Genomic DNA, 24,913 nt, shown 5'->3' with positions numbered 1-24,913 from the left:
GGGGGCCGCCCGTACCGGACCCGCCCGGCCTCAGGCGTCGGCCGGGCCGTAGAGGGCCGCCGGCGCGCCGGTGCGCAGGGCCCAGTACCGGTCGCCGTAGGACCAGTGCCACCACTGTGTGGGGTGGTTGGTGAGACCGGCCGTGATGAGCGCGGCGGACAGCGTACGGCGGTTGCGGCGGGCGGCGGCGGTGACGTCCGCGGCGGACGTGCGGCAGGCGCCGTCGCTCTCCCCGGGGCTCGCGTGCACGGGAGTCCCCAGGTCGAGTTCGGCACCCGCGGTGGTGCACAGGGTCAGATCGACGGCGGCGCCGGCGACATGCGGGCCGAGCTCGGGCGGCGACAGCGAACGGCTCGCCCGGGAACGCAGATACGACTCGGACCAGTCGGGGTGCGAGGCGCGCAGCTCGGCCGCGTACCGTTCGAAGCGGCTCTGTTGCAGGGCGAGGGGGCGGTAGCCCTCCGTGACCAGCAGGCGCAGCCCTTCGGGGAGCAGCCGGGCGGCACGGGCCAGTCGCCACGCGGCCCCCTCGCGCAGCAGGGCGTAGGCGCCCGCCGGATCGGCGAGCCGGGTGTCGACGCGGAGGAAGGACAACTCCCGCATGTCCACCAGGGGTTCATGGGTCTCGTGGACCGGGACGCCGGCCACGCGGGGGTCGTTCATGAGGATGATCTCTGACATCACAGTCCTGTGGGGAGGTGGCGCGTCGCACCGAGACGCCCCCGGGGCCGGTCCGACGACCGACCCCGGGGCTCCCCCGTGGATGCCTGGCTCTCGTTGCCCGCCGCTCGCTACTTCTTGGGCGTCACGTAGCCGACGACGTCACCGGCCTTGGTGTTGTACCGGGTGCGCTGGTAGACACCCTCGGTACCGCCGTTGCCCTTCTTGGTGGTGTTCCCCTCGATGGTCGTCAGAGCCTTGGTCTTGGGGTTGTAGCCGATGACGATGCCGATGTGGTCGACGTCCCAGCCGTTGTTCCCGAGGCTCGGCGTGCCGCCGTCCCAGTCGTAGAGCACCGCGTCGCCGACCTTCGGGACGTAGGACCCCCGGGCGTGCCAGGTGCCGATGGACTTGCGGGCCCGGTAGAAGGAGCCGGCGAAGGCGTCGGTGCCCTTCTGGCGGGCGCCGGCGTTCTTCCAGACGTAGCGGACGAAGTCGGCGCACCAGTTGTTGGTGCGCCACTGCAGCCCGCCGACCTTCTTGCAGTTGCCGACCGACCCGCTCTTCGGGGCGGTGGCGACGGCGCTGTAGTAGTTGCAGTTGCCGGCCCTCTCACGGTTGCGCGGCGAGAGGTTCACCTGCTGCTGCGCCTTGGTCTTGATGGCCGTCTGGAGCGAGACCGCCGCCGCGGCGGAGGACGACCGCGGTGACGCCGTCGCGGCCGAGGCCGCCTCCGCGGTCAGCGCTCCGCCCGCGAGGGCCGAGATCAGCAGCAGAGCGGCGGCGCGTCGCGCCGGCGCCCCGGCCGTGGCGGGCTTGGTGGTGTCGGTCTTGATCGTGCTGGACATCGGAAGTCCTTTCCCCGTGGAATCCCCGTTGGTGCCGGGGGAGTTCGGGTGGCTCCCGTTCCCCTCCGACACCAAGAAGCTTCGCCGGGCCCTCTACAACTTCCCTTCAGGTCTTCTTGACGTCCTCGCGGGCCCTTCTTGAAGCGTCTCCCGTGCCTCGTGCACCTCGTACGCGGTGAACACCTCCACGGCCTCCTCCCACAGGGCCCGCGCCCCCTTCTCGTCACCGAGGCGGTCCCGCAGTTCCGCGAGGGAGCGCAGGGTGCGGGCCCGGGGCAGCGGAAGCCGCAGGATGTCCCAGAGGGCGACGGACTCGGTGAGATGGGCCTCCGCCTCGGTCAACCGCCCCTCGGCGGTGGCGCATTCGCCGAGGGTGCGCCGGACCAGTGCCTCGCCCCACCGGTCGCCGTACGTCCGGCACACGTCGAGCAGGCCGGCCAGGTCCGCCGCCGCCTCCCGGGTGCGTCCGAGCCTGAGACGTGCCTTCGCACGGGCCTGCGCGGCGTACGCGCTCATCAGACGGTCGCCGAACCGCTGGAGGATCGCCAGGGCCTGACCGGAGAGTGCCTCGGCCGCCGCGTACTCGCCGAGCGCGCGGCGCAGCAGCCCGTACGTCCGCAGAGCGAGCGCCTCGCCACGCCGGCTGCCGAGGCGGCGGTAGGCGGCCAGGGACTCGTCGACGAGGACACGGGCGGTGGTGTACTCGCCGAGTTCGAGATGGACCGACCCGGCCAGACGACAGGCCAGGCCGAGCCCGGCGGTGTCGTCGAGCCGTCTGAAGTCGTCGATGGCGCGCGTGAGTTCGCGCGCCGCGTCCCGTAACCGGCCCTGTTCGCGGTAGGTGCCGCCCAGGCCCGCGAGGGCCGCCGCGTGGCCGCGGGTGTCGCCGAGTTCGGCACACAGCCGGACGGCCTGCCGGTAGTGGTCCACGGACTCGGTGAAGTCGTCCTGCTCGTAGCGGAGTTGGCCGAGGCCGATGAGCAGCAGCGCTTCCCCGGCCCGGTCCTCGGCGCGACGTACGGCGGCCAGCGCGGCCTCATGGGTACGCGACCACGAGTCGAAGCGGCTGTTGACGATGTAGGCGGACGAGCACAGGGTGACCGCGGCCTCGCGGGCGAGGGCGTGCAGGTCCATGGCGGCGGCCCGCTCGACGGCGGTGGCGATCGCCCCGGCCTCCGCCTCGAACCACGCGGTGGGATCGGCCAGCACCTGTTCGGCGGCCCGTTCGCCGACCGGCCACAGGGTGCTCGGGTCCTGGAGCACCACCTCCCCGGAGGGCCCCGCGGCCGTCGCCCGTGCGGTGAGCCACAGCCAGGCGCCCAGCGCACGCCCGAGGGCGGCGGCCCGCTCGGCGCGCGGTTCCTCCGCCTCGGCCCGCTCGGCGGCGTACACCCGGACCAGGTCGTGCAGTCCGAAACGCGGCTGACCGGCCCGGTCGACACCGGTGAAGTGCAGCAACTGCGCGTCGACGAGCCGGTCCACGACGTTCTCGGCGTCCTCGGTCTCCGGCAGGTCCAGCAGCGCGGCCACCGTCCAGGCGGCCACGTCGGGTGCGCCGAGCAGACCCAGGCGCCGCAGGGCGGTGCGGCCCAGGTCGTCCAGGGCGTCGTAGCTGAGCCCGAGGCCGGTACGCACCTCCAGGTCGCCGACGGTGAGTTCGTCGAGGCGGCGGCGTTCGTCGGCGAGTCGGTCGGCGAGCGTACGAGGTGTCCAGTGGCGGCGGGTGGCGAGGCGGGCCCCCGCGATGCGCAGGGCCAGCGGCAGTCCGCCGCAGAGGGCGACGATCCGGCGCGCCGCGTCGGGGTCGCTCCGGACGTGCTCGTCTCCGGCGATCCTGGCGAGGAGTTCGCTGCCCAACTCGGCGTCCAGGACGTCGAGTCCGGTGCGGGCCGCGCCGTCGAGGCCCGCCAGCCGGGCACGGGAGGTGATCAGCACCCCGCAGCTCGCGCTGCCGGGCAGCAGCGGCCGTACCTGCGCCTCGCTGCCCGCGTCGTCGAGGACCAGCAGTACCCGGCGGCGGGCGAGCAGACTGCGGAACAGGTCGCCGCGTTCGGCGGGGCCCTCGGGCGGCTCGGTGCCCATCGCGCGCAGCAGCCGCGCCAGCACCTCGGCGGGCGGCACCGGATCGCTGAAGCCGTGCAGTTCGGCGTAGAGCTGGCCGTCGGGGTAGTCGGCGGCGATCCGGTGAGCGACCTGGACGGCGAACGCCGACTTCCCGACGCCGCCGGGCCCGGAGACGACCGCGACCGGTATCGCGTCACGCGGTCCGGTCAACAGGGCCGACAGCTCGGCGAGTTGCCTCTCCCGGCCGGTGAAGTCGCCGATGGCGGGGGGCAGAAGGGCGGCCCGGAGGAAGGGACCGGACCGCGTCGGAGCCGGACCGGCCGGGCTGCCGGCATCGCCGACGGGCCCCTCCGGGGTGGTGCCATCGAGACGTTGTGTGTCGTCGAGAGGCCGGGCGGACTCAGGGTGTCGTGCGGACTCCGGATGGCCCACGGAACGCGGACGCTGTGCGACGTCCGCCCCTTCGGGGCTGCCCGGGGCCGGGTGGGCCGGTCCCTCCGTCCGGCGGAACCGTCCCTGCGCCGGGGCGGTGGGCGGCATCAGCCCCGGGTCCGACCGCAGGATCGCCTCGTGCAACTGACGTAACGCCGGGCCCGGGTCGATGCCCAGTTCGTCGGCGAGTACGGCGCGTCCCTCCGCGTACGCCGCGAGCGCGTCGGCCTGGCGGCCCAGCCGGTAGAGCGTGAGCATCAGATGTCCGCGCAGCCGTTCACGCGTGGGATGGGTGCCGACCAGCGCCGTCAGCTCGGCGACCAGGTGCTGTTCGCGGCCCGGGGCGGCGAGGTCGGCGGAGATCCGGTCCTCCAGGGCGGCCTGACGCGCCTCCTCCAACCGCTCGGCCTCGACACGCAACGCCCGGCCCACTCCGCCGAGAGGCGATCCACGCCACAACTCCAGCGCCTGTCCCAGCAGTTCGGAGGCGCCCCGGTGATCGCCGATGGCCGCCCGGTCGCGCCCCGCCGCCGTGAGCCGCTCGAAGTCCCGCAGGTCGAGCCGGTCCCGGTCGCCGTCCACCCGCAGCAGATAGCCGGGCGGGCGCGTCTCGATCCCCTCGGCTCCGGTCGGCAGAGCGCGCCGCAGTCCGGAGACGTACGTCTGCACGAGCGCGCGTGCGGAGTCCGGTGGCTCGTCGCCCCAGACCGTGTCGATCAGTGCCCCGGCGGAGACCACCCGGCCCGGCCGCAGCAGCAACGCGGCCAGCAGTGCGCGGGGTTTGGGCCCGCCGAGCGGAAGACGGCGTCCGCCGGACCAGACTTCCACCGGGCCGAGCAGTCGGTACTCCAGGCTCACGTTGGCCCCCGTTTCCGCAGCGTTGCGCGTGCATGCCAAATGTTGGCGGCTCGGCATCGTACGCATCCGGTATACGGGGGGTCATGGAGGACATGCGAGTCTCTTCCAGACCTGTTGCCGTTCCGTCGCATCAGGAAAGCCCTCCCCTCCCTCGGCAAGGGCCCCGACGCGCGAATTCGGCTCGGACTCGCCCGCGGCCTCGGCCCGTGGCCCGGGTCGAGGGCGTAGCCTGCGGCGGGCCGACGCCTGACGAGGAGCCGTTCGTGACCACCCCTGAAGCGACGAGACCCCACCCGCGCAACTCGGGCCTGCGGGTCGACCTCAACCCTGCCGCCGCCGTCGCACGCAACGCCCGCTACCAGGGTGCCTCCGTCGTCATCCGCTATCCGGGCGGTGACCTCACCTACGCCGAACTCGACGACCGGACCGCCCGTCTGGCCACCGTCCTGGCGCACGGCGGCATCGGTGACGGAGACCGGGTCGCCCACTTCGGCCTCAACAGCAGTTCCTTCCTCGTCACCCTGCTGGCCGCCCACCGGCTGGGGGCCGTCTTCGTCCCGGTCAACTTCCGCCTGGCGGTGGCCGAGTTGGAGGCCGTCCTCGTCCGCAGCGGCGCCACCGCTCTCGTCTGCGAGGAGGGACACCGCGAACTCGTCGACGAGATCCGCGACCGGACCGCTCTCACGCGGTTCCTCCTGGTGGACGACGACCCCGAGGCGCCGACCGGCGGCGCGGCGGGCTGGGAGCCGTGGGCGCCGCTCCTCGCCGACGCCCCGCCCACGGCCTCCGTGGCCGCGAAGTCCGCCGACGACCCGGCGATCCTGATGTTCACCTCCGGCACCACCGGCACGCCCAAGGGCGTCCTGCTCACCCACGGAAACGTCTGGTGGAACGGGGTGAACGTCGAACTGCAGCTCGACACCCGCCGCGGCGACGTCACCTACGCCGCCGCCCCGCTGTTCCACATCGGCACCCTGAACAGCTTCGTGCTGCGGACCCTGGTGCGCGGGGGCACGGTGGTCGTCAGCCGCGGGTTCGACCCGCGGAGGTGTGCCGACGACCTGGTCACCCACCGGGTCAACTCCATGTTCGGCGTCCCCCAGATGTTCGCCGCCCTGGCGAGAGAACCCGGCCTGTTCGAGCGGGACCTGAGCCATCTGCGGTCGATCGTGGTCGCGGGCGCGCCGGTACCGCCGTCGCTCATCGAGCTCTACGCCCGGCACGGCGTCCTGCTCCAGCAGGCCTGGGGCCTGACCGAGACCGCGCCGTTCGCCACGCATCTGCCGGTGGAGCGCACCCTGGAGAAGCTCGGCTCCGCCGGCATTCCCATGCCGTTCACCGAGGTCCGGGTGGTCGACGTGGTGACCAGCGCCCCCCTGGGGCCGGGGGAACCGGGAGAGGTCGTCGTGCGCGGCCCCAATGTCACCGCCGGCTACTGGAACGACCCCGAGGCCACCCGCGCCGCCTTCGACGAGCAGGGCTGGTTCCACTCCGGCGATGTCGGCCACCTGGACGAGGACGGCTGTCTGTACATCGTCGACCGGCTCAAGAACATGATCATCAGCGGTGGTGAGAACGTCTACCCCGCCGAGGTCGAGCGCGTCCTCGCCGCCATGCCGGGCGTCGTGGACGTCGCCGTCGTGGGCATCCCCGACGAAGAGTGGGGCGAGGCCGTGCAGGCCGTCATGAGCGTGGACGGCACGAGGGAGATCACTCTGGAGGCCGTCCACGCCTACACGGCGGGCCGGCTGGCCCGGTACAAGCTGCCCGGGCGCCTGACCATCGTGCCGGCCGTCCCGAGGAACGCCTCCGGAAAGCTGGACAAGGCCGGCGTCCGGCGTCTGGTCGAAGAGGCGGACTGAGCGAGAGCGCGCCCGGTGGCGGGGGACGAGGCGGACGGCCCCGCAGGGGAGCGTCGTGGCACCGGTCACCGGGCCGTCGCACACAGCGGAACGGGTGCGACAAAGGCCCTATGGGGGCTCACATCCCCACGACGGGAGCCGGAGGGCCGGTGCGCGGCGCCAGGTGCGCGGCGCGCGCGGTGCCGGTCGGGCGGCTCCCGTCGTGCTCCTGGTCACCGGTCAGAAGTCGTCCGGTGTCCTGACGCGGTCGCGGATCCAGACGCCCGCGGGCTTGAGGGAGGACGTGCCGGCCCACGGTCCGTCGCCGGCGCAGGTGCCCTGCTTGAAGACGGCTCCACTGCGGTGGTCGTCGGAGAGGTTCCAGTTGACCCAGCTGATCTTCTTGGCCGCCAGGAGATCGAGGTAGCGCTGCGACATGGCGAAGTCGTTCGCGCCCTCACCCGCGTAGTTCTGGGTGCCGAACTCGGTGACGAAGACGGGTATCCGGTCGGCCGCGCGGGCAAGGGTCCGCAGGTACTCGTCCCGGTGCGAGTACGCGTAGAAGTGGAACGTGTACATGATGTTGGCCGCGTTCACCGGGTTGTCGACCACCTCGGACTCGTTGGCGCCCTCCGACACGCCGAGCGAGGACCACGCGCGGGTGCCGACCAGGATCGGGGTGTCCGGGTCCTTGGCCCTGATGACGGGGATGAGCTGTTCGGCGTAGCTCTTGATGCGGGGCCAGCTCACGCCGCTGGGTTCGTTCGCGATCTCGTACAGCAGGTTGTTCTTGTCGCGGTGGCGCTGGGCGATCTCGGAGAAGAAGGTCTTGGCGCGGGCGAGGTTGTGGTGCGGGTCGCCCGGGTCCAGCATGTGCCAGTCGACGATCACGTACATGCCCCGGGCCGTGGCCTGCTCGATGGCCGAGTGGACCAGGTCGGTGAAGCGGCGCGGATCGGTCTCGTAGCCGTCCTCCTGGATGTACATCGAGACGCGCAGGACGTCCGCTTTCCAGTCGGTGGCGAGGGCGTTGAGCGAGCCGCTGGTGACGCACTGGCTGTACCACTGCAGACCGTGCGTGCTCATCCCTCGCAGCTGGATCGTTTTTCCTTGCTGGTTGCAGAGCTTGGTGCCGCAGACCTTGAGCTGTCCGTTGGCGGCGACGGGGGTCGGGGCGGCCGCCTCGGCGGGGGCGGACCGCGCGGTCGTGGGGGTGAGGACGAGGCCGAGGAGCAGCAGCGCGGCGACGAGCGGAACGGATCGTGCCGGTCTCATGGGGGACTCCTGCCAACTGGTAGGAAACTTTCCTAACAGAAAGGGAATTAGCAGTTGGTCCGGACCTTTGCAAGAGATGCGGCAGCCCGCATGCCCGCGACGTCGGGCCGCGTCGGCCCTCGGCCGTCAGCCCTCGGGGGCGTCGAGGCCGTTCACCAGGCCGCGCAGGACGGGACCGTACTCCTGGTGGGCGAGGGCGAAGGCCATCTGGGCGACCAGGTAGTCGGCCGGGTTGCCGGTGTCGTACCAGCGGCCCTTGATGACCTGTCCGTACACCGCGCGGGTCGCGGCGTAGGCGTTGATGGCGTCGGTCAGGTAGACCTCGCCGGTCCGGTGCTCGTACCAGCGTCGGGTCTGCTCGCGCAGTTCGTCGATGATGCCGGGGGTGACGACGTAACCGCCGATGGCCGCGTACGCCGAGGGCGCGGCGGCGGGCTCGGGCTTCTCGACCAGGCCGGTGATGCGCAGTTGGCCGTCGCCGAGGTCCTCCTTGACGATGGGCACGCCGTAGCGCTGGGACTCGGTGGGGTCCATCGGCAGGAGGGCCAGCACCGGGCAGCCGGTCTGTTCGTAGGCGCGGATCAGCTGCTGGGCGCGGGGGACCTCGGCCACGAAGACGTCGTCGGGCCAGAGCACCAGCACCGGCTCGTCACCGAAGGCGCGGGCGGCGTTCAGCACCGGGGTGCCGTTGCCGTACGGGCCGTACTGGTCCAGATAGGTGATGTGGCCCTGGCGGGCAAGCTCCGCGACCTCCTCGACCGCGTCCGCGTAGGCCGTCTTGCCGTCCTCGCGGAGCTGCTCGACGAGGGCCGGGTTGGGCCGGAAGTGGTCCTGGATGAGGCTCTTCCCGCCGGAGACCACGATGGTGATGTCCGTGATGCCGGAGTCCACCAGCTCGCGCACGGTGTGCTCCACGACCGGCTTGTCGCCGACCGGCAGCATCTCCTTCGGAATCGCCTTGGTGAGGGGCAGCAGACGGGAACCGAGGCCGGCGGCGGGGATCACAGCCCTGCGAATCGTCGGGGACATCACGTCTCTCTTGGTCGAGCGGCACACCGGACCGGTTGGCACGGCGACCTGGCCACCCACGGTCGTGCGTGCCCGCTGGAAAGCCTACCCAGGCCCTCCCCGGGCCCGCGCCCCGTCCCGGACCGAGGCGGTGCGAGGCGTCCGGCGGCCGCATATTCGATTGCCGCCGGCCGGTCCGGCCCGATAGGAAGCTCGCATGCTGCGAGGTGCCAAGGTCGGGCTCAGGGCCCGGCACGAGGACGACAATCCGATTCTGCGGGCCGAGCTCTACAACGACGTGGCCAACGCCTCGCGGGCCGAAGGCAGGCCATGGCGGCCGGTCGGGCCCGACTCGAAGGACCCGCGGCTCGTGGTGGACGACGAGGAGCAGGGACGAGTCCCGTTCTCCGTGGTGGAGCCGGCCGACGGGACGCTGGTCGGCATCGCGGCCCTGTGGGGCATCGACAACCACAACCGGACCGCGCACATCGGGCTGGGGCTGCTGCCAGCCTCCCGGGGCAAGGGCTACGGCACGGACGTGGTCTCGGTGCTGTGCCACTACGGTTTCGTCGTGCGCGGCCTGCACCGGCTGCAGATCGAGACGCTGTCGGACAACTTTGCGATGCTGGGCGCCGCCGAGCGCAACGGCTTCGTCCGCGAGGGCGTGCTGCGCTCCTCGGCCTGGGTGATGGGCGAGTTCCTGGACGAGGTACTGCTGGGACTCCTCGCCCAGGAGTGGAAGCCGGACGCGACGGGCGAGGAGTAGGCCGGGCGCGGGCCCCGTCGCACCGGCCGGGCTGGTGGTCCCCGGCCGGCTCCTCGCGGACGACGTCGGCGCGGCTGTAGGAGTCGGTCACGGCGATCAGGCGGCCCACGGCGGCTAGTTGATCCTCGTCGACCTGCCTGGCCGCGTTCGCCCAGGCCTCATCGGCGTCATCGGCGTCAACGGCGACACCGCGGGCCGCGTCGGCGACGCGTGTGCCCGGGTCCGTCGGCTCCGGTGCGGCGCGCTCGTCCTCGGTGCCGACCTCGCCGCGCCGGACGACTCACCCCACGCCTCCCGGCCGCTGCCGCGCCGGGTGCGCGTGTCCGCGGCCGGCCGACGGTTCGATGGTCACCAGGACGGGGCCGGGCTCCGGGCGGGGCCGCCCGGCGCCCGCGGTGTTGTGCAGCAGGGCGCGGGCCACGGCGTGCGCCTTGGCGATCGCCCGCTCGGACACCGGCCCCGCGTGCCGTCCACGTACCACCGCCGACCACAACTTCAGCCAGCGGTCGAAGTGTTCGGCGCGCAGCGGGCTCTCGGCGTGCAGGGCGCGGTGCGCGCGGAGGGCGTTGCGGCGGTAGACGCCCGGGGAGAGCAGGGCGCTCTCCCAGAAGTCGGCCATCACGGGGAGGTGGGTGGCCATGTCGACACGTGCCACGTCCGTGAAGAGCCGGCCGATGAGGGGATCGTTGAGCACCTCGTCGTAGAACGCGCCGACCAGTCGCTCCACGTCCTGGCGGTCGCGGATGTCGGGCAGGTGTCGCGTCCCGCTCACTTGGCGAGCCAGAGGTCGGGGCCGAACACCTCGTAGTGAAGGGCGGCGGGACGTAGCCCCTTGGCCAGCAGTTCGCCCCGCACCGCGCGCATGAAGGGCAGCGGCCCGCAGAGGTAGGCGGTGGTCTCGGGGGCCGGGTCGAGGTGGTCGAGCGCGGCGCGGCCGGTGAAGACGTTGGTGCCGGGGGAGCGGTGGGCGTCGTGTTCGTACCACAGGTGAAGGTCGGCACGGGGCAGACGGCTGACGAGGTCCGCCTGCTCGTCACGGTGCACATGGTCGAGCGGGGAGCGGTCGGCGTGCACGACGGTGACGGGGCGCGAGGAGGAGGTGAGGGCGAGATGGTCGAGCATCGACAGCATCGGGGTGACGCCGATGCCGGCGGAGGCGAGGAGAAGAGGGGTGTCGCCCTCCGGCAGTACGAGATCGCCCGCGGGCAGCGAGACATCCAGGATGCCGCCCACCTCGGCGTGGGTGTGCAGCCAGGACGAGACCTCACCGTCGGGCACGGTGCCGTCGGCGGCCCTCTCCCGCTTGACCGTGATGCGCCAGGTCTTGTGGTCGGGGGCGGTGGACAGGCTGTACTGGCGGATCTGGTGGGCTCCGTCGGGCAGTTCCACGCGGACACTGACGTACTGACCGGGGCGGAACGCGGGCGTCGGACGCCCGTCCGGGCGGCGCAGGACCAGGGACATGGCGTCGGCGGTCTCCTGTCGGCGCTCGGCGATCTCCATGGGCTGCCACACCTCACCGTCGGCCACACCGGCCTCGGCGTACAGACGGGCCTCGACGGCGATCAGGGCGTTGGCCATCAGCCAGTAGACCTCGTCCCAGGCGGCACCGACCTCGGGGGTGACGGCATCTCCGAGGACCTCGGCGACCGCCGCGAGCAGGTGGCGTCCCACCAAGGGGTACTGGTCCGCGGTGACGCCGAGGGAGACGTGCTTGTGGGCGATGCGCGCGAGGACGGAGTCCGGGCGTTCGTCGGGCCGCTCGACCAGGAGGCCGGCGAAGGCCGCCACGGCACCGGCCAGGGCCTCGCGCTGGGCGCCGGAGGCCTGGTTGGTGCGGTTGAAGAGGTGCCGCAGCAGCTCCGGACGTTCCTCGAACAGCCGCCGGTAGAACACGTCGGTGATCGTGGTCAGCGAGGCTCCCACCACGGGAAGCGTCGCGCGTACGACGGGGGCCGACTGCGCGGAAAGCATCAGACACACTCCTGTATCGAGGGCCGGTTCGGCGATGGTTCTCGGTGCATTGGTGCATTGGTGCATTGGTGCATTGGTGCATTGGTGCATTGGTGAATTGGTATGTGAGACTCGTATTTTTGGTCAGGGGAAACCGCTCGACGGTCGCGACCCGGCACCACGCACCACGAGGCGGTCAGCCCGGGGGAGCGCCGAGCGCCAGCAGGACCGGTCCCGTCGGGGACGTCACCAGATCGGCCACGGTCACACCGTTCAGCGAGGAGTAGAAGGCCTCCTGCGCCTGCCGCAGTGCCCGTCGCAGTCGGCAGGCGCCCGCGAGCGGGCACGGGGTGTCGCCCTCGCACACCACGGCTTCGCGGTCGCCCTCCAACGTCCGGACCAGATCCCCCACTTGAGTGCTTCGCCCCGCGTCGGTGAGGGTCAGCCCGCCGTTGCGGCCGCGCCGCGCCTCGATCACCCCCAGGTGCTGCAACTGTGCGACGGCCTTCGCCATGTGCGTGTAGGGGACGTTCATGGACTCGGCGATCTGCCGCGTGGTCAGCAACTCCTCGCTGTCCGCGACGGCCAGGCGCATCACTGCCCGAAGTGCGAGATCCGTGTATCTGGTCAGCCTCACGGCAGCAGCCTAGCAATGTTGCATCCAGGATGCTTATTTAGGGGAGGGTTGAAGGAGCGGCATGCGTCTCGTCGACTGCCTACGGCTCCAGCCGGCTCAGTTCCCGCATGGCCTCGCGCTCGATGCGTGAGATCTCGCCGAGGACCGTGCCCGCTCGCCGCAGGCACTCCTCCTCGCCCGACGTGCCGGCCCTCTCGATCAGCGCCGCCACCTCCGTCCAGAGGGTGGCTGCCTCGGCGTACAGCGTGTATCCCGCGCGGACGTGGCCGCTGTCGAGGAGTTCGGCGCACTCGGCCAGGAAGTCGCGGTAGAGATTGCGGAACAGGGCGCCGCCGGTGCCGGCCTTCTCCATCAGGAGCGCGGCCTGCGGCAGATCCCGTCGCGGATCGTCGGTACGCCGAAACCAGGTCGGTACGAGCTTGCCGGCCTTCTCGATGCCCCGGTGACCCAGGTTGGCGATGGGCGGGTGGAGGAAGGCGTCGGCGCAGGCGGTGACGGCCGGAACGATCCGGTCCGCCAGGACGGGTGTGCTTCCCGGCGGTGCGGTGAGGGTGAACGAGCGGTGCCTGGCGCTCATCGGGCCACGCGCGGCCCGGGCCTCGGCGAGGCTCGTCAGGCTGGTGGACACCGCTCCGCCCTGCTGGTCGGTGTCCACCAGGTGGGCGTCGCGGTCGTCGTAGCCGTACAGGGCGACCACATGACCGGCGAAGTGCACCTTCGAGGAGAAGTACTCCAAGTGGTAGCTGTCGAGTTGCAGTCCGACCGGGTGGCCGGCGTCGAGGGGGGCCCGCACGTTCTCCCACGCCCTGCGGGGCGAGCCGGTCTCCTTGACCACCAGTTCCAGACCGAGCCCGGCGGCCAGGTTCCTGGTGAGGTCGAACGGCTTGACCCGCCCGCCGAGGAACGGGAAGTCCATGTTCTTGCTGTCCCAGTAGATGAAGGACAGGCCGGAGCCGAGGCCGAAGAGCATGGGCTCGGACAGGTCGAGCCCTTGGTGCCGCAGCAGCACCCCCAGGGTCGTCGTCTCGCAGTGGTGCGTACCGCGAGCGTCGATGCCTTCCACTGTCGTCATGTCGGCCATCATGGTGGACGCTCACGCCAGGGGAGGCCCCAACCGCCCCCTTGGCCGCGAGGCCGCACCTCTTGTCGTGGACCGGTCCGCTATGGGGTGCGCCCGGACAGCCGCTCCACCTCGGAAGCGGCGTCGCGAGCCGCCCGTTCGGCCCGGGAGACGGCGTCGGCGGCCTCCGCACGCTGTTTCTCCGCCGCCCGCTGTTGCCGCTCGGCACGCCTGAGGTCCTCACGTGCCTGGCGCAATCGCCCATCGGCGGCCCGAACCGCCTCGCGCGCCCGGCCGAGGCGTTCCCGTCTCTCCTGGGCGAGGCGTTCCCGCTTCTCCTGGGCGAGGCGCTCTCGCTTCTCCCGGGCGAGCTGCTCCTGCTTCTCCTGGGCGAGGCGCTCCTGCTTCTCCCGGGCGAGGCGTTCTCGCTTCTCCTGAGCCAGTTGCTCCTGCTCCTGCTTCTGGCGGCGCCGTTCGGCGACCTCGTCCCGCGCACGCGCCCGCGTCCGCGCGTCAGGCGACGCGGTCGCCGCTCCGGCCGGACTCCGGCGCCGGTCGGTCCGCACGGTCGACGGGCCGGGAAAGTCCGAGGGAGGGGTCAGGGCGCTCTCCAGTCGGCCGGTCGCCCACCGGTCGGCCGCGTCCTGATCGGCGAGCACCGCCCGCAAGGTCGCCTCGACCTCTCGCAGTACCGGGTCCGACAGCCGGTGCCCGGCCTCGGCGGCGAGTTCGGCGGCCTGCCGGGACATCGCGGAGACGACGCTTCTGCGCCGCTCGGACAGTTCCTTGATCCCCTCGGCGTCCAGGCTCTGGAAGGCGTCGCGCAGCGCTCGCCCGAGGTCCAGGAACGCCCGGGTCTCCTCCGGCCGGGAGCGCAGCAACAGGTTCGACGCCCAGGCAGCGAGCGAGGGGCGGCGGGCGGCACGGATCCGGCGGGCGTCCGCCGTCCGTCGGGCCGCTCTGGCCTCGGCCGCCAGGCCCTCACGGCGTGAGACGAACCCGGGCGGCGGCGTGACGTAGAGCTCGTCGAGCGCCGTTTCCGCCGCTTCGCCGTCATCGTCTCGTTCGCCGCCGCGCCGCATGATCGTCAGGTTCGCCCGGGCCGGGCCGCGGCGCACCTCGAAGGCGCGCCCGGCGCTCGGGTCGACCGGCTCAGACCGGCTGCCGGCCCTCGGTCCGCCGCCGCGAGGTCTCCTCGGCGGCGGCCATGTCCTGGCGCAGCCGTTGGGCCTCCCGGAAGAGGCGGTCGGTCCGGCAGGACAGGACGCCGCCGAGGAGCAGCTCGGGGGTGTAGAAGGACCGTGCGGCGGCGGCCACCTGCCGTGCGGACAGGGCGATCTGGATGACGCCGGTACGGCGGATCGCGTCGATGGAGCTTGCCCAGACGACGCGCCGCACATCCGCCCACGCCAGCGCGCTCATGCACATCGAGCAGGGCTCACCCGTCGTGTACAGCGTGGTCCCGGACCAGCCCTGGTTGCCCTGCCGCCGTACGTAGTCGTTCATGGCGACCACCTCGCCGTGCAGCAGCGGGCTTTCCGCCCCTTCGTTGACCCCGCTGCCCAGCACCTCGCCGGTGCGGCTGTCGACGATCACGGCACCGAACGGCCACTCGGGGTTCCGGCGTGCCTGCTCGATGGCGAGCTCCATGAATCGCTCGTGCTCCCCGCGGGCGATCGGGTCGACAGGTCGGGCGTGGCTCTCCTGGAGCAGGGGCGGGGGGAGCATGACGGGCGCCGCGGCTCCCGCCACCACGGCTCCCCACCTGCCGAGAAACTGTCGCCTGTCCGCATCCATGCGTCTCTCCTCACGTCGGGCCGACGATCTCGGAGAGTATCTGTTCCGTTCCTCTGTGTAGTCATATCGGAGTGGTGGCCCGCGCCGCGCCGTCAGGACCTGGCGTCGGAGTGGCCGCCGGGGCCGAGGAGGCCCGTGTGGCGCAGGGGGTCTTCGGATTCGAGGCCGGAGAGGGCGCGGCGGGTCGCGCGGAGGACGAGGGGTGGGATCGCGGCCCGGGTCAGCTGGGTCAGGCGGAGCCAGCGGGGGATGTAGACGGCGGTGCTGCGCTGTTCGACCGCGTGCGTCAGGCGGGTCGCCACGATCTCGACGGGCTGGACGTGCCCGGCGGGAGGCGGCATGTGAGCGCGGATCTCCCGCACCGCCGTGTACCGGTCGGCGTCGCGGATCAGTTCCGTGTCGGTCCAGCCGAGGTAGGCGATGCCGACGGCCATACCGTGGTGTGCCGTCTCGGCGCGCAGGGTGTGGGCGAACGCCTCGACCCCGGACTTGGAGGCGCAGTACGCGCTCATCATGGGCGCGGCGCCGATGGAGGCGAGGGAGGCGATCTGCAGGTGGTAGCCGGCGGTCCGTATCAGGTCCGGCAGGAACGTCCGGGCCGTCTGGGCGCTGCCGATCAGGTTGACGTCGATCACCCGGCGCCAGGTGGCGGGGTCCGACCGGGCGAAGGGGCCGCCTTCGGCGATTCCCGCGTTGGCGACGACGACCGAGGGCGGGCCGAGGCGCCCGCGGACGATCGCGGCGGCCTCGTCGAGAGCCGCGCCGTCGGTGACGTCGACCCGCAGCGCCAGCGTCGTGCCGGGGAGGGCGGCGGCGGTCGCCTCCAGCGCCGGTCCGTCGTGGTCGAGGAGGGCCAGGCGGGCGCCCCGGCGGGCGAGCCGGTCGGCCAGCGCCGCTCCGATGCCGCGTGCCGCCCCGGTCACCACGACGGTCCGGTCCTTGAGTGGGCTGTCGTCCACGGCGGGCCCTCCTTCTGTCTTCCTCGTGCGGTTCCGTTCGTCGTGCGGGGCGCCGTGGGCTCCCCGCACCGCTCGGCTGCCGTACGGGAGCGGGCGTCAGCGGCGGAGCCCGGGTTTTCGACCGGTGCGGTCCCGGTGGGCGAGGACGCGTTGGGCGCGGGTCAGGCCGGGCAGCCGGTGCCGACGCAGTGCGGCACGGGCCGCGTTGGCGCCGGGGGCGCCGTGGACCCCGCCGCCGGGATGGGCGGAGGCGGAGGCGAGGTAGAGACCGTCCACCGGGGTCTCGGGCCGGCCGGTGCCGGGGGCGGGCCGGAAGACGAGCTGTTGGTGCAGGGCGGCGGTGCCGCCGTTGAGGGCGCCGCCGTGGAGGTTGCGGTCGAGGGACTGGAGGGTGGGCGGGGCCAGCACCCTCCGGGCACGGATGCGGGAGCGGAAACCCGGCGCGAAGCGCTCGACCTGGCGTTCGACGCGATCGGCCATCAGCTCCTGCTCCGTACGGTTCCACGCGCCCGTGAGTCCTTCGTCGCCCGCGTCGGACTTGATGACGTGCGGCACGTGGGTGTAGGCCCAGGCGGCTTCGGTGCCCGGGGCCGAGCGGGAGGGGTCCGCGGTCGTCATCTGCCCGAACAGGGCGAAGGGACGGTCGGGTACCTGGCCCATGGCGATCTGTGCGGCACAGCGGGTGAGTTCGTCGACCCCGTCGGCCAGGTGGACGGTTCCGGCCCCCGCCGCCGCCTCGGCCCGCCAGGGCACCGGCCCGTCACAGGCCCAGTCGACCTTGAACGTGGCGAAGTCCCACTGGAAGCGCCTGAGGTCGGCCAGCACCTGGGAGGGAAGGTGTTCCGGGCCGACGAGTTCGCCGTAGAGGGCCGGTGCGGACACGTCCGCGAGGACGGCGTTGTGGGCGGTCACGGTCTCGCCCTCGGCGGTGAGCACTCCGGCGGCCCGTCCGTCGCGCACCAGGACCCGGTGGACGCGCTGCCCGCACCGGAGGCTGCCGCCGCGCGCCCGCAGCCGGCTCACGAGGGCTGCTGTCAGGGCTCCGGCGCCGCCGGCCGGCACGGGGAAACCGTACGTCTGTCCGAGCATGCACAGGAGCCAGCCGTAGCCACCGCTGCCCGCGGCCTCCGGCGCGAGGTCGGCGTGCTGGGCGTTCCCGGCCAGCAGAAGCCTGCCGCCCTCCCCGCGGAACTCCTCGTCGCCCATCCGGCGCACCGGTGTCACCAGGGTGCGCGCCATCCGCAGGCCCCCGGCCGCCCTCAGCCGGAGGGCGAGGCGGGCCGTGGCACGCAGCGGCGGGAAAGGGGTGAACAGCGCGTCCACGATGTCGGGGCCGAGGCGCTCCCAGGTGGCGTGCAGGTGTCTCCAGGCGTCCCCGTCGCCCGGGTGGAAGGAGTCGAGGGATTCGGCGGTGACGTCGATGTCGCGGGAGAGCACCGCGCACCTGTCGTCGCCGAGGGGGTGGGCCAGGACGTGCGGGGCGTGGCTCCAGCGCAGGCCGTGCTCGTCCAGACGCAGGCCGGCGAGGATCGGTGACGCGGCGGCGAGGGGATAGAAGGAGCTGAAGAGGTCGTTGACGAAAGCGGGGTCGACCTCCCGGTCGTGGCGCACCGCGCCGCCGGGCTCGGGCTGCTCCTCCAGGACCTCGACGCTCCATCCGGCATCGGCCAGCAGATTGGCGGCCACCAGCCCGTTGGGGCCCGCCCCGATGACGACGGCGTCAGGCATGGCCGACGGTGCCGCCGTGCGCCGCGGCCCCGTGCGGCCCGCGCGGGCCCGCGGGCCGTCCAGCCCCGGCCTCGTCCCGGGTCTCCTGCTCGGGCGCGCCCTGGGCCTCGCAGAGACGGGCCAGGCGGGCGAGCATCGTGCGGTGCCGCAGTTGGATCACCGCCTCCACGCCCACGTTGTGCAGCTTTCCGCCCACTCCCTGCAAGGGGTGCTCGTCCGCGATCACCAGGCAGTACGGCCCCCAGGGGCGCAGCTCCACGGAGATCCGCGCCGTCCCCAGCACGCCTGCCCGGGCCTCCAGGCCCAGCTCGGAGCCCTCGTCGCAGTACCGGACGACCGTCTCGTTGGAAAGGCGCACGGGGCCCACCCGGATCTCGTAGGCGATCGCCGAACCCACCTGCGGCCACTGCCCCCGCACCGGCTCGGAGGCGGAGGTCCCCACCACCCACTCCGCGTACCGGCTCCCGTCCGCGAGCACGTCCCACACCACCTGCGGGCTCACCTTGATCAGACGATGCCGAACCGCCATCGCGCACCTCCAGTCCGTCCCGTCCCGGTCGACGGCCGAGTGCCCGGCCAGGGCCGAACCACACCAGGCACGCGCACCGCGCGGACGCCGGCCGGCCGACGGCCGGCATCCCACGGAGTTGCCCGATCGGATGCAGAGGTCTGCCCCTGCGGACCTCGTCGAACAGGGCGATGCCGGTGTAGCAAGGAATCTCACGAGTTGGTCATGGGGAGAGGGCTGTCGGTGCGGACACGCAGGAGCGACAAGGCAGGCGACGACAGGAAGGAGAACCGGGGCTCGGCCGTCACGGCGGCGGCACCCGCGCGGCAGCACCCGGATCTGTCGTCGCCGCAGGGACTGCTCGCACTGCAGAACGCCACGGGCAACGCGGCGGTCGTCCAGCTGCTTCGCCGCGCCGGTCATTCCTGGGCCCAGGAGGAGCACCGGCACAGCGCCGACTGCGGGCACCGGGGCGCCGCGGAGCCCACCGTGCAGCGCTCGGCCGTCCATGACGTCCTGCGCGCGCCCGGCCAACCCCTCGACGACGCCACCCGTACGGACATGGAGGCACGGCTCGGCGCCGACTTCTCGGACGTCCGGATCCACGACGACAGCGCGGCGAGGGCGTCCGCCGCCGAGGTCGGCGCCCGCGCCTACACCTCCGGCAGTCATGTGGTCATCGGGGACGGCGGCGCCGACAAGCACACGCTCGCCCATGAACTCACCCATGTCATCCAGCAGCGCCAGGGGCCGGTCGCCGGTACCGACAACGGCGGCGGGCTGCGGGTCTCCGACCCCTCCGACCGGTTCGAGCAGGCCGCCGAGGCCAACGCGCGCCGGGTGATGTCAGGCCCTGCCCGGACCGAGGTGCAGCGGACGGCCGACCCGGGGCGGCTCTCGGCGGGCTCCGCGCGTGAACCTCGTTCCGCGAACGCGGTCCAGCGGACGCTCGACGATCCGCAGGCCCTGCTCCAGGAGAAGTACTGGAAGGACAAGATGACGGCCGCGGGCCACGCTCTTCTTCCGCCCAAGGCGAAGAAGAAGGGCAAGGCCGGGGCGGCCCCGAAGCGGAAACTGGAGGACATTCTCCATACCGTCGGACCCCAGCTCCTGGCCGAACTGGCCGATCTGGGCGACAAGGGGCACGGCCGTCTGAAGCTCTACCGCACCATGTTCGCGAGCGAGGCCAGCCAGATCATGGCATGGAAGGGAAAGGCCGCGGCCACGGAGGACTGGCTGAAGACCGAGAGCAAGGACGCCGACGGGATCGCGAAGCGTTTCCGTGAGGCGGAGGCGCGTGGCAGCGGAGACGTCGGAGTCATGCCCGTCAGCAACCACCTGGGTGACGCCGGTCAGGCGGCCGAGTATTTCCATGACGAGGACAAGCAGGTGATGGTCGAGTTCACGCTCAAGGAAGGCGCGCACGAACTCCTCTTCCACCCGCAATACATGGCGATATCCGGAGACAAGGGAACTCCCTATCACATCAGGAAGACCCGCGAGGAGGAAACGGGGAGCACATTCCCGACGGCCGCGGGCGGTGAGGGAAAACTTCCCGGATTCATCGGACTCAAGCCCGAGGCCAAGGAGCCGTTCAGCCTCTCCCTCGGGGACAGCGACATCACGCGCCTGCTCTTCCAGCTGTTCGTGGAGGATGTGAAAGCGGTGAAGGGCGAGAAGAACGTGTAGTGCGGCCCGTGAGGTATCCCTCTCCCCGCCCGGGCTCATCGACGTCCACACGCACTTCATGCCCGAGTGTGTCCTGCGCAAGGTGTGGGAGTACTTCGACGGGCTCGGACCGCTGACCGGTGGGATGGAGTGGCCGATCACCTATCGGCACGAGGAGGTCGAACGGGCCGCCCAGCCGAAGGCGTATGACCCCGCCGACGAACTCCTCGATCCCGCCTGGGGGTTGCTGGCCGATGCCGGGGTTCCCGTGGTGATCCACTGTGGTACCGGGGCCGCCGCGGGCAGACACACCGGCCCCGAGCCGATCGCTCGGGTGCCGGCGCGGCACCCCGGCTGCGCCTGGTCGTCGCCCACATGGGAATGCCCGAGTACGAGGAGTTCCTCGGTCTCGCCGAGCGGTACGGGCAGGTGCGGCTGGACACCACGATGGCGTTCACCGACTTCAGCGAGGGCTTCATGCCGTTCCCCCGCCGGCCCCTGCCCCGGCTGGCTGCCCTCGGCGACCGTGTCCTCCTCGGCTCCGACTTCCCCAACCTGCCCTACCCGTACGCGCACCAGCTCCACGCCCCCTTGATATGCAAGTGACGACTTGCCTATGCTGGGGGTGTGGCCGACGACCTGTTCAAAGCCCTGGCCGACCCCACGCGCCGGATCATTCTCGACGAGCTCACCGAGAAGTCCGGGCAGACACTGTTCGAGATCTGTTCCCGACTGAGCATGAAGCATCAGCTCGGGATCTCGCGGCAGGCGGTCTCCCAGCACCTCGCCGTGCTGGAGTCCGCGGGGCTCGTCGAGACCAGACGGGAGGGCCGCTACAAGTTCCACGACCTCAACACGGCCCCACTGCGGCAGATAGCCGAGCGGTGGCAGATGACCGACACGCCCGGACCGCAGCAGGAGAACACCCCATGAAGATCCATCTGACCAGCGTCTTCGTCGACGACCAGGCCAAGGCCGAGCACTTCTACACCGAGATCCTGGGCTTCGTGAAGAAGCACGACGTCCCGGTGGGCGAGAAGGACCGATGGCTGACCGTCGTCTCACCCGACGAGCCCCACGGCACCGAACTGCTCCTGGAACCCGCCGGTCATCCGGCCGCCAGGACCTACCGGGACGCCCTCGTCGAGGACGGCATCCCGCTCGCCCAGTTCGCCGTGGACGATGTGGGCGCGGAGTACGAGCGGCTGCGCGGCCTCGGCGTGCGCTTCGTCCAGGAACCCTTGGAGATGGGCCCCGTCACCACCGCCGTCTTCGACGACACCTGCGGCAACCTGATCCAGATCGCGACGGAGCCGCAGTAGCGGGCCTTGCCCCGGAACAACTCCGGCGTACGCCGAGGCGACACCATCAGGGGGCCTCGCACCACCACGCCCCGGGAGAGCCCGCTCCATGGACCTGGTGGAACCGGACGTCTGCCCACGTCGGCCGACAAAGCCGCATCCCGCACCTGACCGGCATCACCCCGGTGCTCGGGCGTCTCGCCGTCGAGGCCGCCATGGGCCGCCGTCGAAGCCGCACGGGACGCGGGCAACACCGTCTGCCTCGACGTCGAGGCTCATCGCCTCCGACGGTCTGACCGACCGGGCGGACCGGCGGCGCGAGGCCGTCGACGTGGTCGGGGCGGGCGACGCCTTCGTGGCCGGACACCTGTCCGGCATCCTCCACCGCGCCGACCGCGCCGACCGCCCCGATCGCCCCGCCCGTCTCGGCCGTGCCGTCACCACCGCGGCCTTCGCCGTCGCCACCCGCGGCGACCGGGAGGGCCCGCCACGGGGGAGGAGCTCGACCTGGGGGACGAGCCCGACGGCACGATCGTCCGCTGAACCGGCGGGCTCAGGCGGGTGAACCGGTCACGGTGCCGCCCGACTTGGTGACGTGGTAGGTCGCCGTCGCACCGCTCCAGAAGTGGAAGGTGAGCGTCACCCTGGAGTTCTCCCGCAGGGACGTGAAGAACTCGGCGGTCAACTTGATGGAGTCGTCGGTGTAGGCCGAGAAGGCGGTGTCCCACTGCTGGTACGAGGTCCAGCTCGCCGGGCCCGCGTTGCTCCCGTCGTCGTAGCGGGCCTCCATGGTGGCGAGCCGGTCGCCCCGGAACCGGGTCGGGATCGCCAGGCCGGTGGTGCTCCCGGAGGTGGCCGTCAGCACCGGGCTGTCGGCGGTGATCACATCGATCCGCCACGGCACGCCGCGGGAGAACCGCGCCTCCAGCGTCGAGTTGACCCCGTACGCCCGATCGCCGGCCAGTTCGGTCAGCGCGGTGGCCGTCAGGGTGAGCCGGTTGCCGGAGAGCGTGTAGTCCCTGCCCTGGACGAGGTTGCGGGAGCCGTGGCGCAGGCCCTGGAAGTCGGTTCCGTTCGGGTTGAGGGTGAGGTCCTCGGCGGTGATGGCACTCGACCGCGGCAGGAACACCTCGTCGCTGGAGGCGGTCCCGGAACGGGTGGTCCAGCTCGACTTGATCTGCCCGAACAGCTCCGCGTCGCGCCACTGGAGCGTGGTGCGGTTCAGGAACTGACCGGCGTCCCACAGCATGGTGGTGAAACTCCGACGGCGGGCGTGGTCGCCCAGGAACTCGAAGTACTTGCGCTGCTCTCCCCGTTGGATGATTCCCGGACGGTTGTGGTCGTAGGCCAGCAGGGCGTACTCGCCGATGACGACGGGGATGCCGCGCGCGGTGAACGCGGCGTGCACGCGGTCGAAGGTGGCGGTGAGGTCCTGCTCCGAGGTGGCGTCGAACCGGGTGTACCCGGCGATGTTCACACTGAACGGCCACCAGCCGTAGAAGTGGACCGTCGTGGCCACCATGGGGTCACGCAGCTCCGCCAGTTCGGTGGCCAGCGCGTCGAGGCGGCCCTGGTCGGCGTTGGTGTACAGGGTGGGCAGCACGAGCAGTCGGTTCGCGTTGCCGCCGCCGGAGTCGCGGACGATCCGGTGGAAGACCCTGTTGAGCTCGGCCAGCAGCCGGTAGTTCTCGTCGTCGCCCGAAGTGTCGGAGAACGTGGGCTCGTTGATGCTCTCCAGCGCCAGCCGGGGCGACCTGTCGCGGAACTCCGCCGCTATCTGCGTCCAGGTGGCGCGGTAGCGGGCGAGGACGGTGTCGTGGTCCGTGGAGAGGGTGTTGACCCACATCCAGGAGTCGTGGTGCATGTTCAGCAGCACGTACAGGTTCTCGTCCAGCGCCAGGTCGACGACCTGGCGCACCTTCGCCATCCAGGCCGCGTCGATCGTGTAGTCGGGTGCGCCGCCCTGGTGGATGCCCCAGGTGACGGGCAGGCGGATGCTCTTGAAGCCCTGCGACCTCACCTTCTGGAAGAGGGCCCGGGTCACCGGAGGATTGCCCCAGGACGTCTCGTCGGGGATGGCGTCGTAGGTGTTGCCCAGGTTCCATCCGGGCTGCATGGCCGCCACCGCGCTGCGGGCGGCCGGTGAACTGGCCGGGGGGACGGGGGGATCGGCGGCCCGTGAGGTGGCGGCCGTCAGCGGGAGCAGGACGAGTGCCAGGAGCAGCGCCGTCAGTCCGCTTGCGAGTCTTCTCGTCATCACGTGCACCTTCTGAAGTGGGGGTGTGCGACGCGTGGGATCGGCCCGGAGGCCGGGAGATGCGAACTCGAAGAAGGAAAGTTTCTCTCTCGGCGGCGGAGAAATTAACATGGGCAGGCGTCGGAGGCCACAGTCGTGGCGACACCAGATGCCAGAATGAACCGGGGACCGAACCAGCAGACGGGCGGGCGATCTTGGCGGAGCACACGGCCGACGGGCCGCCGGACAGCGACGACGGACAGGGCGACACCTCCCGGCCGGTCACGATCGCGTTCATCGCCGAGTCGGCGGGCGTGTCGGTCCCCACCGTCTCCAAGGTGATCAACGGCAGGTCCGGCGTCTCCGCGGACACCCGCGCCCGCGTCGAGGAACTGGTCGACCGGTACGGCTACCGCAAGCCCACGGGCGCACAGCGCAACAACGTCGTGGAGCTCGTGTTCCGCGAGCTGGAGCATCTGTGGGCGGCCGAGATCATCCGGGGCGTCGAGCGGGTCGCCCGCCGCCACCGCGTGGGCGTCATGGTGTCCGAGTTCGGACTGCACGACTCGGACCCGCTCACCTGGGACGACACCGTCTCCCGGCGGCCGAACTGCGTCCTGTCCGTGGCCCAGCTCTCCGAGACCGAGCGGGAGCAACTCAGGGCCAAGGGCATCCCGTTCGTCGTCTTCGACCCCGCCACGGAACTGCCCGACGACGTCCCGTTCGTCGGCGCCACCAACTGGTCCGGCGGCCGGGCCGCGACCCGCCACCTCACCGAACTCGGCCACCGCCGCATCGCCATGATCGCCGGCCCGCGGGACCAGCTGTACTGCTGCGCCCGTCTGGACGGATACCGCTCCGCGATGGGGGCGGCAGGTCTGCCGGTCGACCCGGAACTCGTCGTGTACGCGCCCCTCACGGGTGAGGACGGGCAGCGGGCGGCACGCTCACTGCTGGCCCTGCCCGACCGTCCGACGGCGATCTTCACCACCAACGACCTCCAGGCGCTCGGCGTCTACCAGGCGGCACGCGAGGCGGGCCTGCGGATCCCCGACGACCTGAGCGTCGTCGGGTTCGACGACCTGCCGGTCGTGGCCTGGATCGACCCGCCCCTGACGACCGTGCACCAGCCCCTGACGGAGATGGCCGTGGCCGCGACCGAACTGGCGCTCACGCTCGGACGGGGTGAGGCCGCCCCCCAGGCAGGGCTGGAGATCGCGACGACCCTGACGGTCCGGGCCAGCACCGCTCCGCCCCCGGAAGCCGGCCGGCGAGACCATTGACCGCTCGAACGGCCCTCACTAGCCTGCCCAA

General features: G+C 71.9%; 23 protein-coding genes. 8 read left to right on the top strand and 15 right to left on the bottom strand.

All coding sequences use genetic code 11. From position 1 onward, the window contains the following. Window positions 1–30: 30 nt before the first annotated feature. From RM704_RS16925 to RM704_RS16915, 3 genes are all read right to left on the bottom strand, one after another. Window positions 31–681: a M15 family metallopeptidase gene (locus RM704_RS16925; RefSeq protein WP_033526118.1), complete on the bottom strand. Its 651-nt coding sequence runs from the start codon at window positions 679–681 to the stop codon at window positions 31–33. A gap of 110 nt (window positions 682–791) precedes the next feature. Then, on the bottom strand, window positions 792–1,508 hold the full coding sequence (locus RM704_RS16920; RefSeq protein WP_033526117.1) for a CHAP domain-containing protein: 717 nt from the start codon (window positions 1,506–1,508) through the stop codon (window positions 792–794). Between the two features lie 93 nt (window positions 1,509–1,601). Further along, the gene (locus tag RM704_RS16915) at window positions 1,602–4,862 is read right to left on the bottom strand and encodes an AfsR/SARP family transcriptional regulator (RefSeq protein WP_063774464.1); all 3,261 of its coding nucleotides are present in this window, start codon (window positions 4,860–4,862) and stop codon (window positions 1,602–1,604) included. Window positions 4,863–5,125: 263 nt separating this feature from the next. Between RM704_RS16915 and RM704_RS16910 the strand changes: the two genes are divergently transcribed. Beyond that, window positions 5,126–6,724, top strand: coding sequence for an AMP-binding protein (locus RM704_RS16910; protein WP_078937022.1), 1,599 nt, complete (start codon window positions 5,126–5,128; stop codon window positions 6,722–6,724). Between the two features lie 219 nt (window positions 6,725–6,943). On the opposite strand, the gene RM704_RS16905 is transcribed toward RM704_RS16910, so the two are convergent. Together RM704_RS16905 and RM704_RS16900 are read right to left on the bottom strand one after the other, a co-directional pair. Further along, window positions 6,944–7,978, bottom strand: a complete 1,035-nt coding sequence (locus tag RM704_RS16905; protein WP_033526116.1) for a glycoside hydrolase family 5 protein — start codon at window positions 7,976–7,978, stop codon at window positions 6,944–6,946. Between the two features lie 126 nt (window positions 7,979–8,104). Continuing rightward, window positions 8,105–9,007, bottom strand: coding sequence for a UTP--glucose-1-phosphate uridylyltransferase (locus RM704_RS16900; protein ID WP_033526115.1), 903 nt, complete (start codon window positions 9,005–9,007; stop codon window positions 8,105–8,107). Window positions 9,008–9,203: 196 nt separating this feature from the next. Between RM704_RS16900 and RM704_RS16895 the strand changes: the two genes are divergently transcribed. Then, window positions 9,204–9,752, top strand: coding sequence for a GNAT family N-acetyltransferase (locus RM704_RS16895; RefSeq protein ID WP_033526114.1), 549 nt, complete (start codon window positions 9,204–9,206; stop codon window positions 9,750–9,752). Window positions 9,753–10,032: 280 nt separating this feature from the next. Here RM704_RS16895 and RM704_RS16890 read toward each other — a convergent pair whose 3' ends face one another. The 9 genes from RM704_RS16890 to RM704_RS16850 all read right to left on the bottom strand — a co-directional run bounded on the left by RM704_RS16890 (window position 10,033) and on the right by RM704_RS16850 (window position 18,415). After that, window positions 10,033–10,524 (bottom strand): group III truncated hemoglobin, encoded by a 492-nt coding sequence (locus RM704_RS16890; protein WP_311590748.1) that lies wholly within the window; start codon window positions 10,522–10,524, stop codon window positions 10,033–10,035. Continuing rightward, entirely contained in the window at window positions 10,521–11,726 is a 1,206-nt protein-coding gene (locus tag RM704_RS16885; protein ID WP_033526113.1) for a globin domain-containing protein, read from the bottom strand. Before RM704_RS16885 ends, RM704_RS16890 begins: the two co-directional genes overlap by 4 nt. A gap of 175 nt (window positions 11,727–11,901) precedes the next feature. Then, window positions 11,902–12,342, bottom strand: a complete 441-nt coding sequence (locus tag RM704_RS16880) for an RrF2 family transcriptional regulator (protein ID WP_033526112.1) — start codon at window positions 12,340–12,342, stop codon at window positions 11,902–11,904. A 79-nt stretch (window positions 12,343–12,421) separates the two neighbouring features. After that, the gene (locus RM704_RS16875) at window positions 12,422–13,414 is read right to left on the bottom strand and encodes a BtrH N-terminal domain-containing protein (RefSeq protein ID WP_033526201.1); all 993 of its coding nucleotides are present in this window, start codon (window positions 13,412–13,414) and stop codon (window positions 12,422–12,424) included. A gap of 89 nt (window positions 13,415–13,503) precedes the next feature. Further along, window positions 13,504–14,484, bottom strand: coding sequence for a coiled-coil domain-containing protein (locus tag RM704_RS16870; RefSeq protein WP_311590746.1), 981 nt, complete (start codon window positions 14,482–14,484; stop codon window positions 13,504–13,506). Between the two features lie 70 nt (window positions 14,485–14,554). Further along, entirely contained in the window at window positions 14,555–15,199 is a 645-nt protein-coding gene (locus RM704_RS16865; protein WP_311590745.1) for a nucleoside deaminase, read from the bottom strand. Between the two features lie 92 nt (window positions 15,200–15,291). Next, window positions 15,292–16,158, bottom strand: coding sequence for an SDR family oxidoreductase (locus tag RM704_RS16860; RefSeq protein WP_033526111.1), 867 nt, complete (start codon window positions 16,156–16,158; stop codon window positions 15,292–15,294). Between the two features lie 96 nt (window positions 16,159–16,254). Next, window positions 16,255–17,886: a phytoene desaturase family protein gene (locus RM704_RS16855; protein WP_033526110.1), complete on the bottom strand. Its 1,632-nt coding sequence runs from the start codon at window positions 17,884–17,886 to the stop codon at window positions 16,255–16,257. Next, a complete protein-coding gene (locus RM704_RS16850) occupies window positions 17,879–18,415 on the bottom strand; it encodes an SRPBCC family protein (protein WP_033526109.1) in 537 nt (178 codons plus the stop codon). The genes RM704_RS16855 and RM704_RS16850 overlap by 8 nt, the downstream gene beginning before the upstream one ends. A gap of 204 nt (window positions 18,416–18,619) precedes the next feature. On the opposite strand from RM704_RS16850, the gene RM704_RS16845 reads away from it, so the two are divergent. The 5 genes from RM704_RS16845 to RM704_RS16825 all read left to right on the top strand — a co-directional run bounded on the left by RM704_RS16845 (window position 18,620) and on the right by RM704_RS16825 (window position 21,928). Then, entirely contained in the window at window positions 18,620–20,083 is a 1,464-nt protein-coding gene (locus RM704_RS16845) for an eCIS core domain-containing protein (RefSeq protein ID WP_438828925.1), read from the top strand. 216 nt (window positions 20,084–20,299) lie between these two features. Further along, complete coding sequence (locus RM704_RS16840; protein ID WP_078937021.1) at window positions 20,300–20,668, top strand: amidohydrolase family protein; 369 nt, start codon at window positions 20,300–20,302, stop codon at window positions 20,666–20,668. A 21-nt stretch (window positions 20,669–20,689) separates the two neighbouring features. After that, on the top strand, window positions 20,690–20,995 hold the full coding sequence (locus RM704_RS16835) for an ArsR/SmtB family transcription factor (protein ID WP_033526107.1): 306 nt from the start codon (window positions 20,690–20,692) through the stop codon (window positions 20,993–20,995). Continuing rightward, a complete protein-coding gene (locus RM704_RS16830) occupies window positions 20,992–21,384 on the top strand; it encodes a VOC family protein (RefSeq protein ID WP_033526106.1) in 393 nt (130 codons plus the stop codon). The genes RM704_RS16835 and RM704_RS16830 overlap by 4 nt, the downstream gene beginning before the upstream one ends. 88 nt (window positions 21,385–21,472) lie before the next feature. Beyond that, window positions 21,473–21,928 (top strand): PfkB family carbohydrate kinase, encoded by a 456-nt coding sequence (locus RM704_RS16825; RefSeq protein WP_311590743.1) that lies wholly within the window; start codon window positions 21,473–21,475, stop codon window positions 21,926–21,928. On the opposite strand, the gene RM704_RS16820 is transcribed toward RM704_RS16825, so the two are convergent. After that, a complete protein-coding gene (locus tag RM704_RS16820) occupies window positions 21,917–23,620 on the bottom strand; it encodes a cellulase family glycosylhydrolase (RefSeq protein ID WP_033526104.1) in 1,704 nt (567 codons plus the stop codon). The genes RM704_RS16825 and RM704_RS16820 overlap by 12 nt on opposite strands. A gap of 194 nt (window positions 23,621–23,814) precedes the next feature. Between RM704_RS16820 and RM704_RS16815 the strand changes: the two genes are divergently transcribed. Then, on the top strand, window positions 23,815–24,882 hold the full coding sequence (locus tag RM704_RS16815; RefSeq protein WP_192829605.1) for a LacI family DNA-binding transcriptional regulator: 1,068 nt from the start codon (window positions 23,815–23,817) through the stop codon (window positions 24,880–24,882). The last annotated feature ends 31 nt before the right edge of the window (window positions 24,883–24,913 follow it).

The sequence above is a fragment of the Streptomyces gottesmaniae genome (genome assembly GCF_031845845.1).
GTDB classification, from domain to species: Bacteria; Actinomycetota; Actinomycetes; order Streptomycetales; family Streptomycetaceae; genus Streptomyces; species Streptomyces akebiae.
This window is presented reverse-complemented; position numbering and strand designations above follow the sequence as displayed.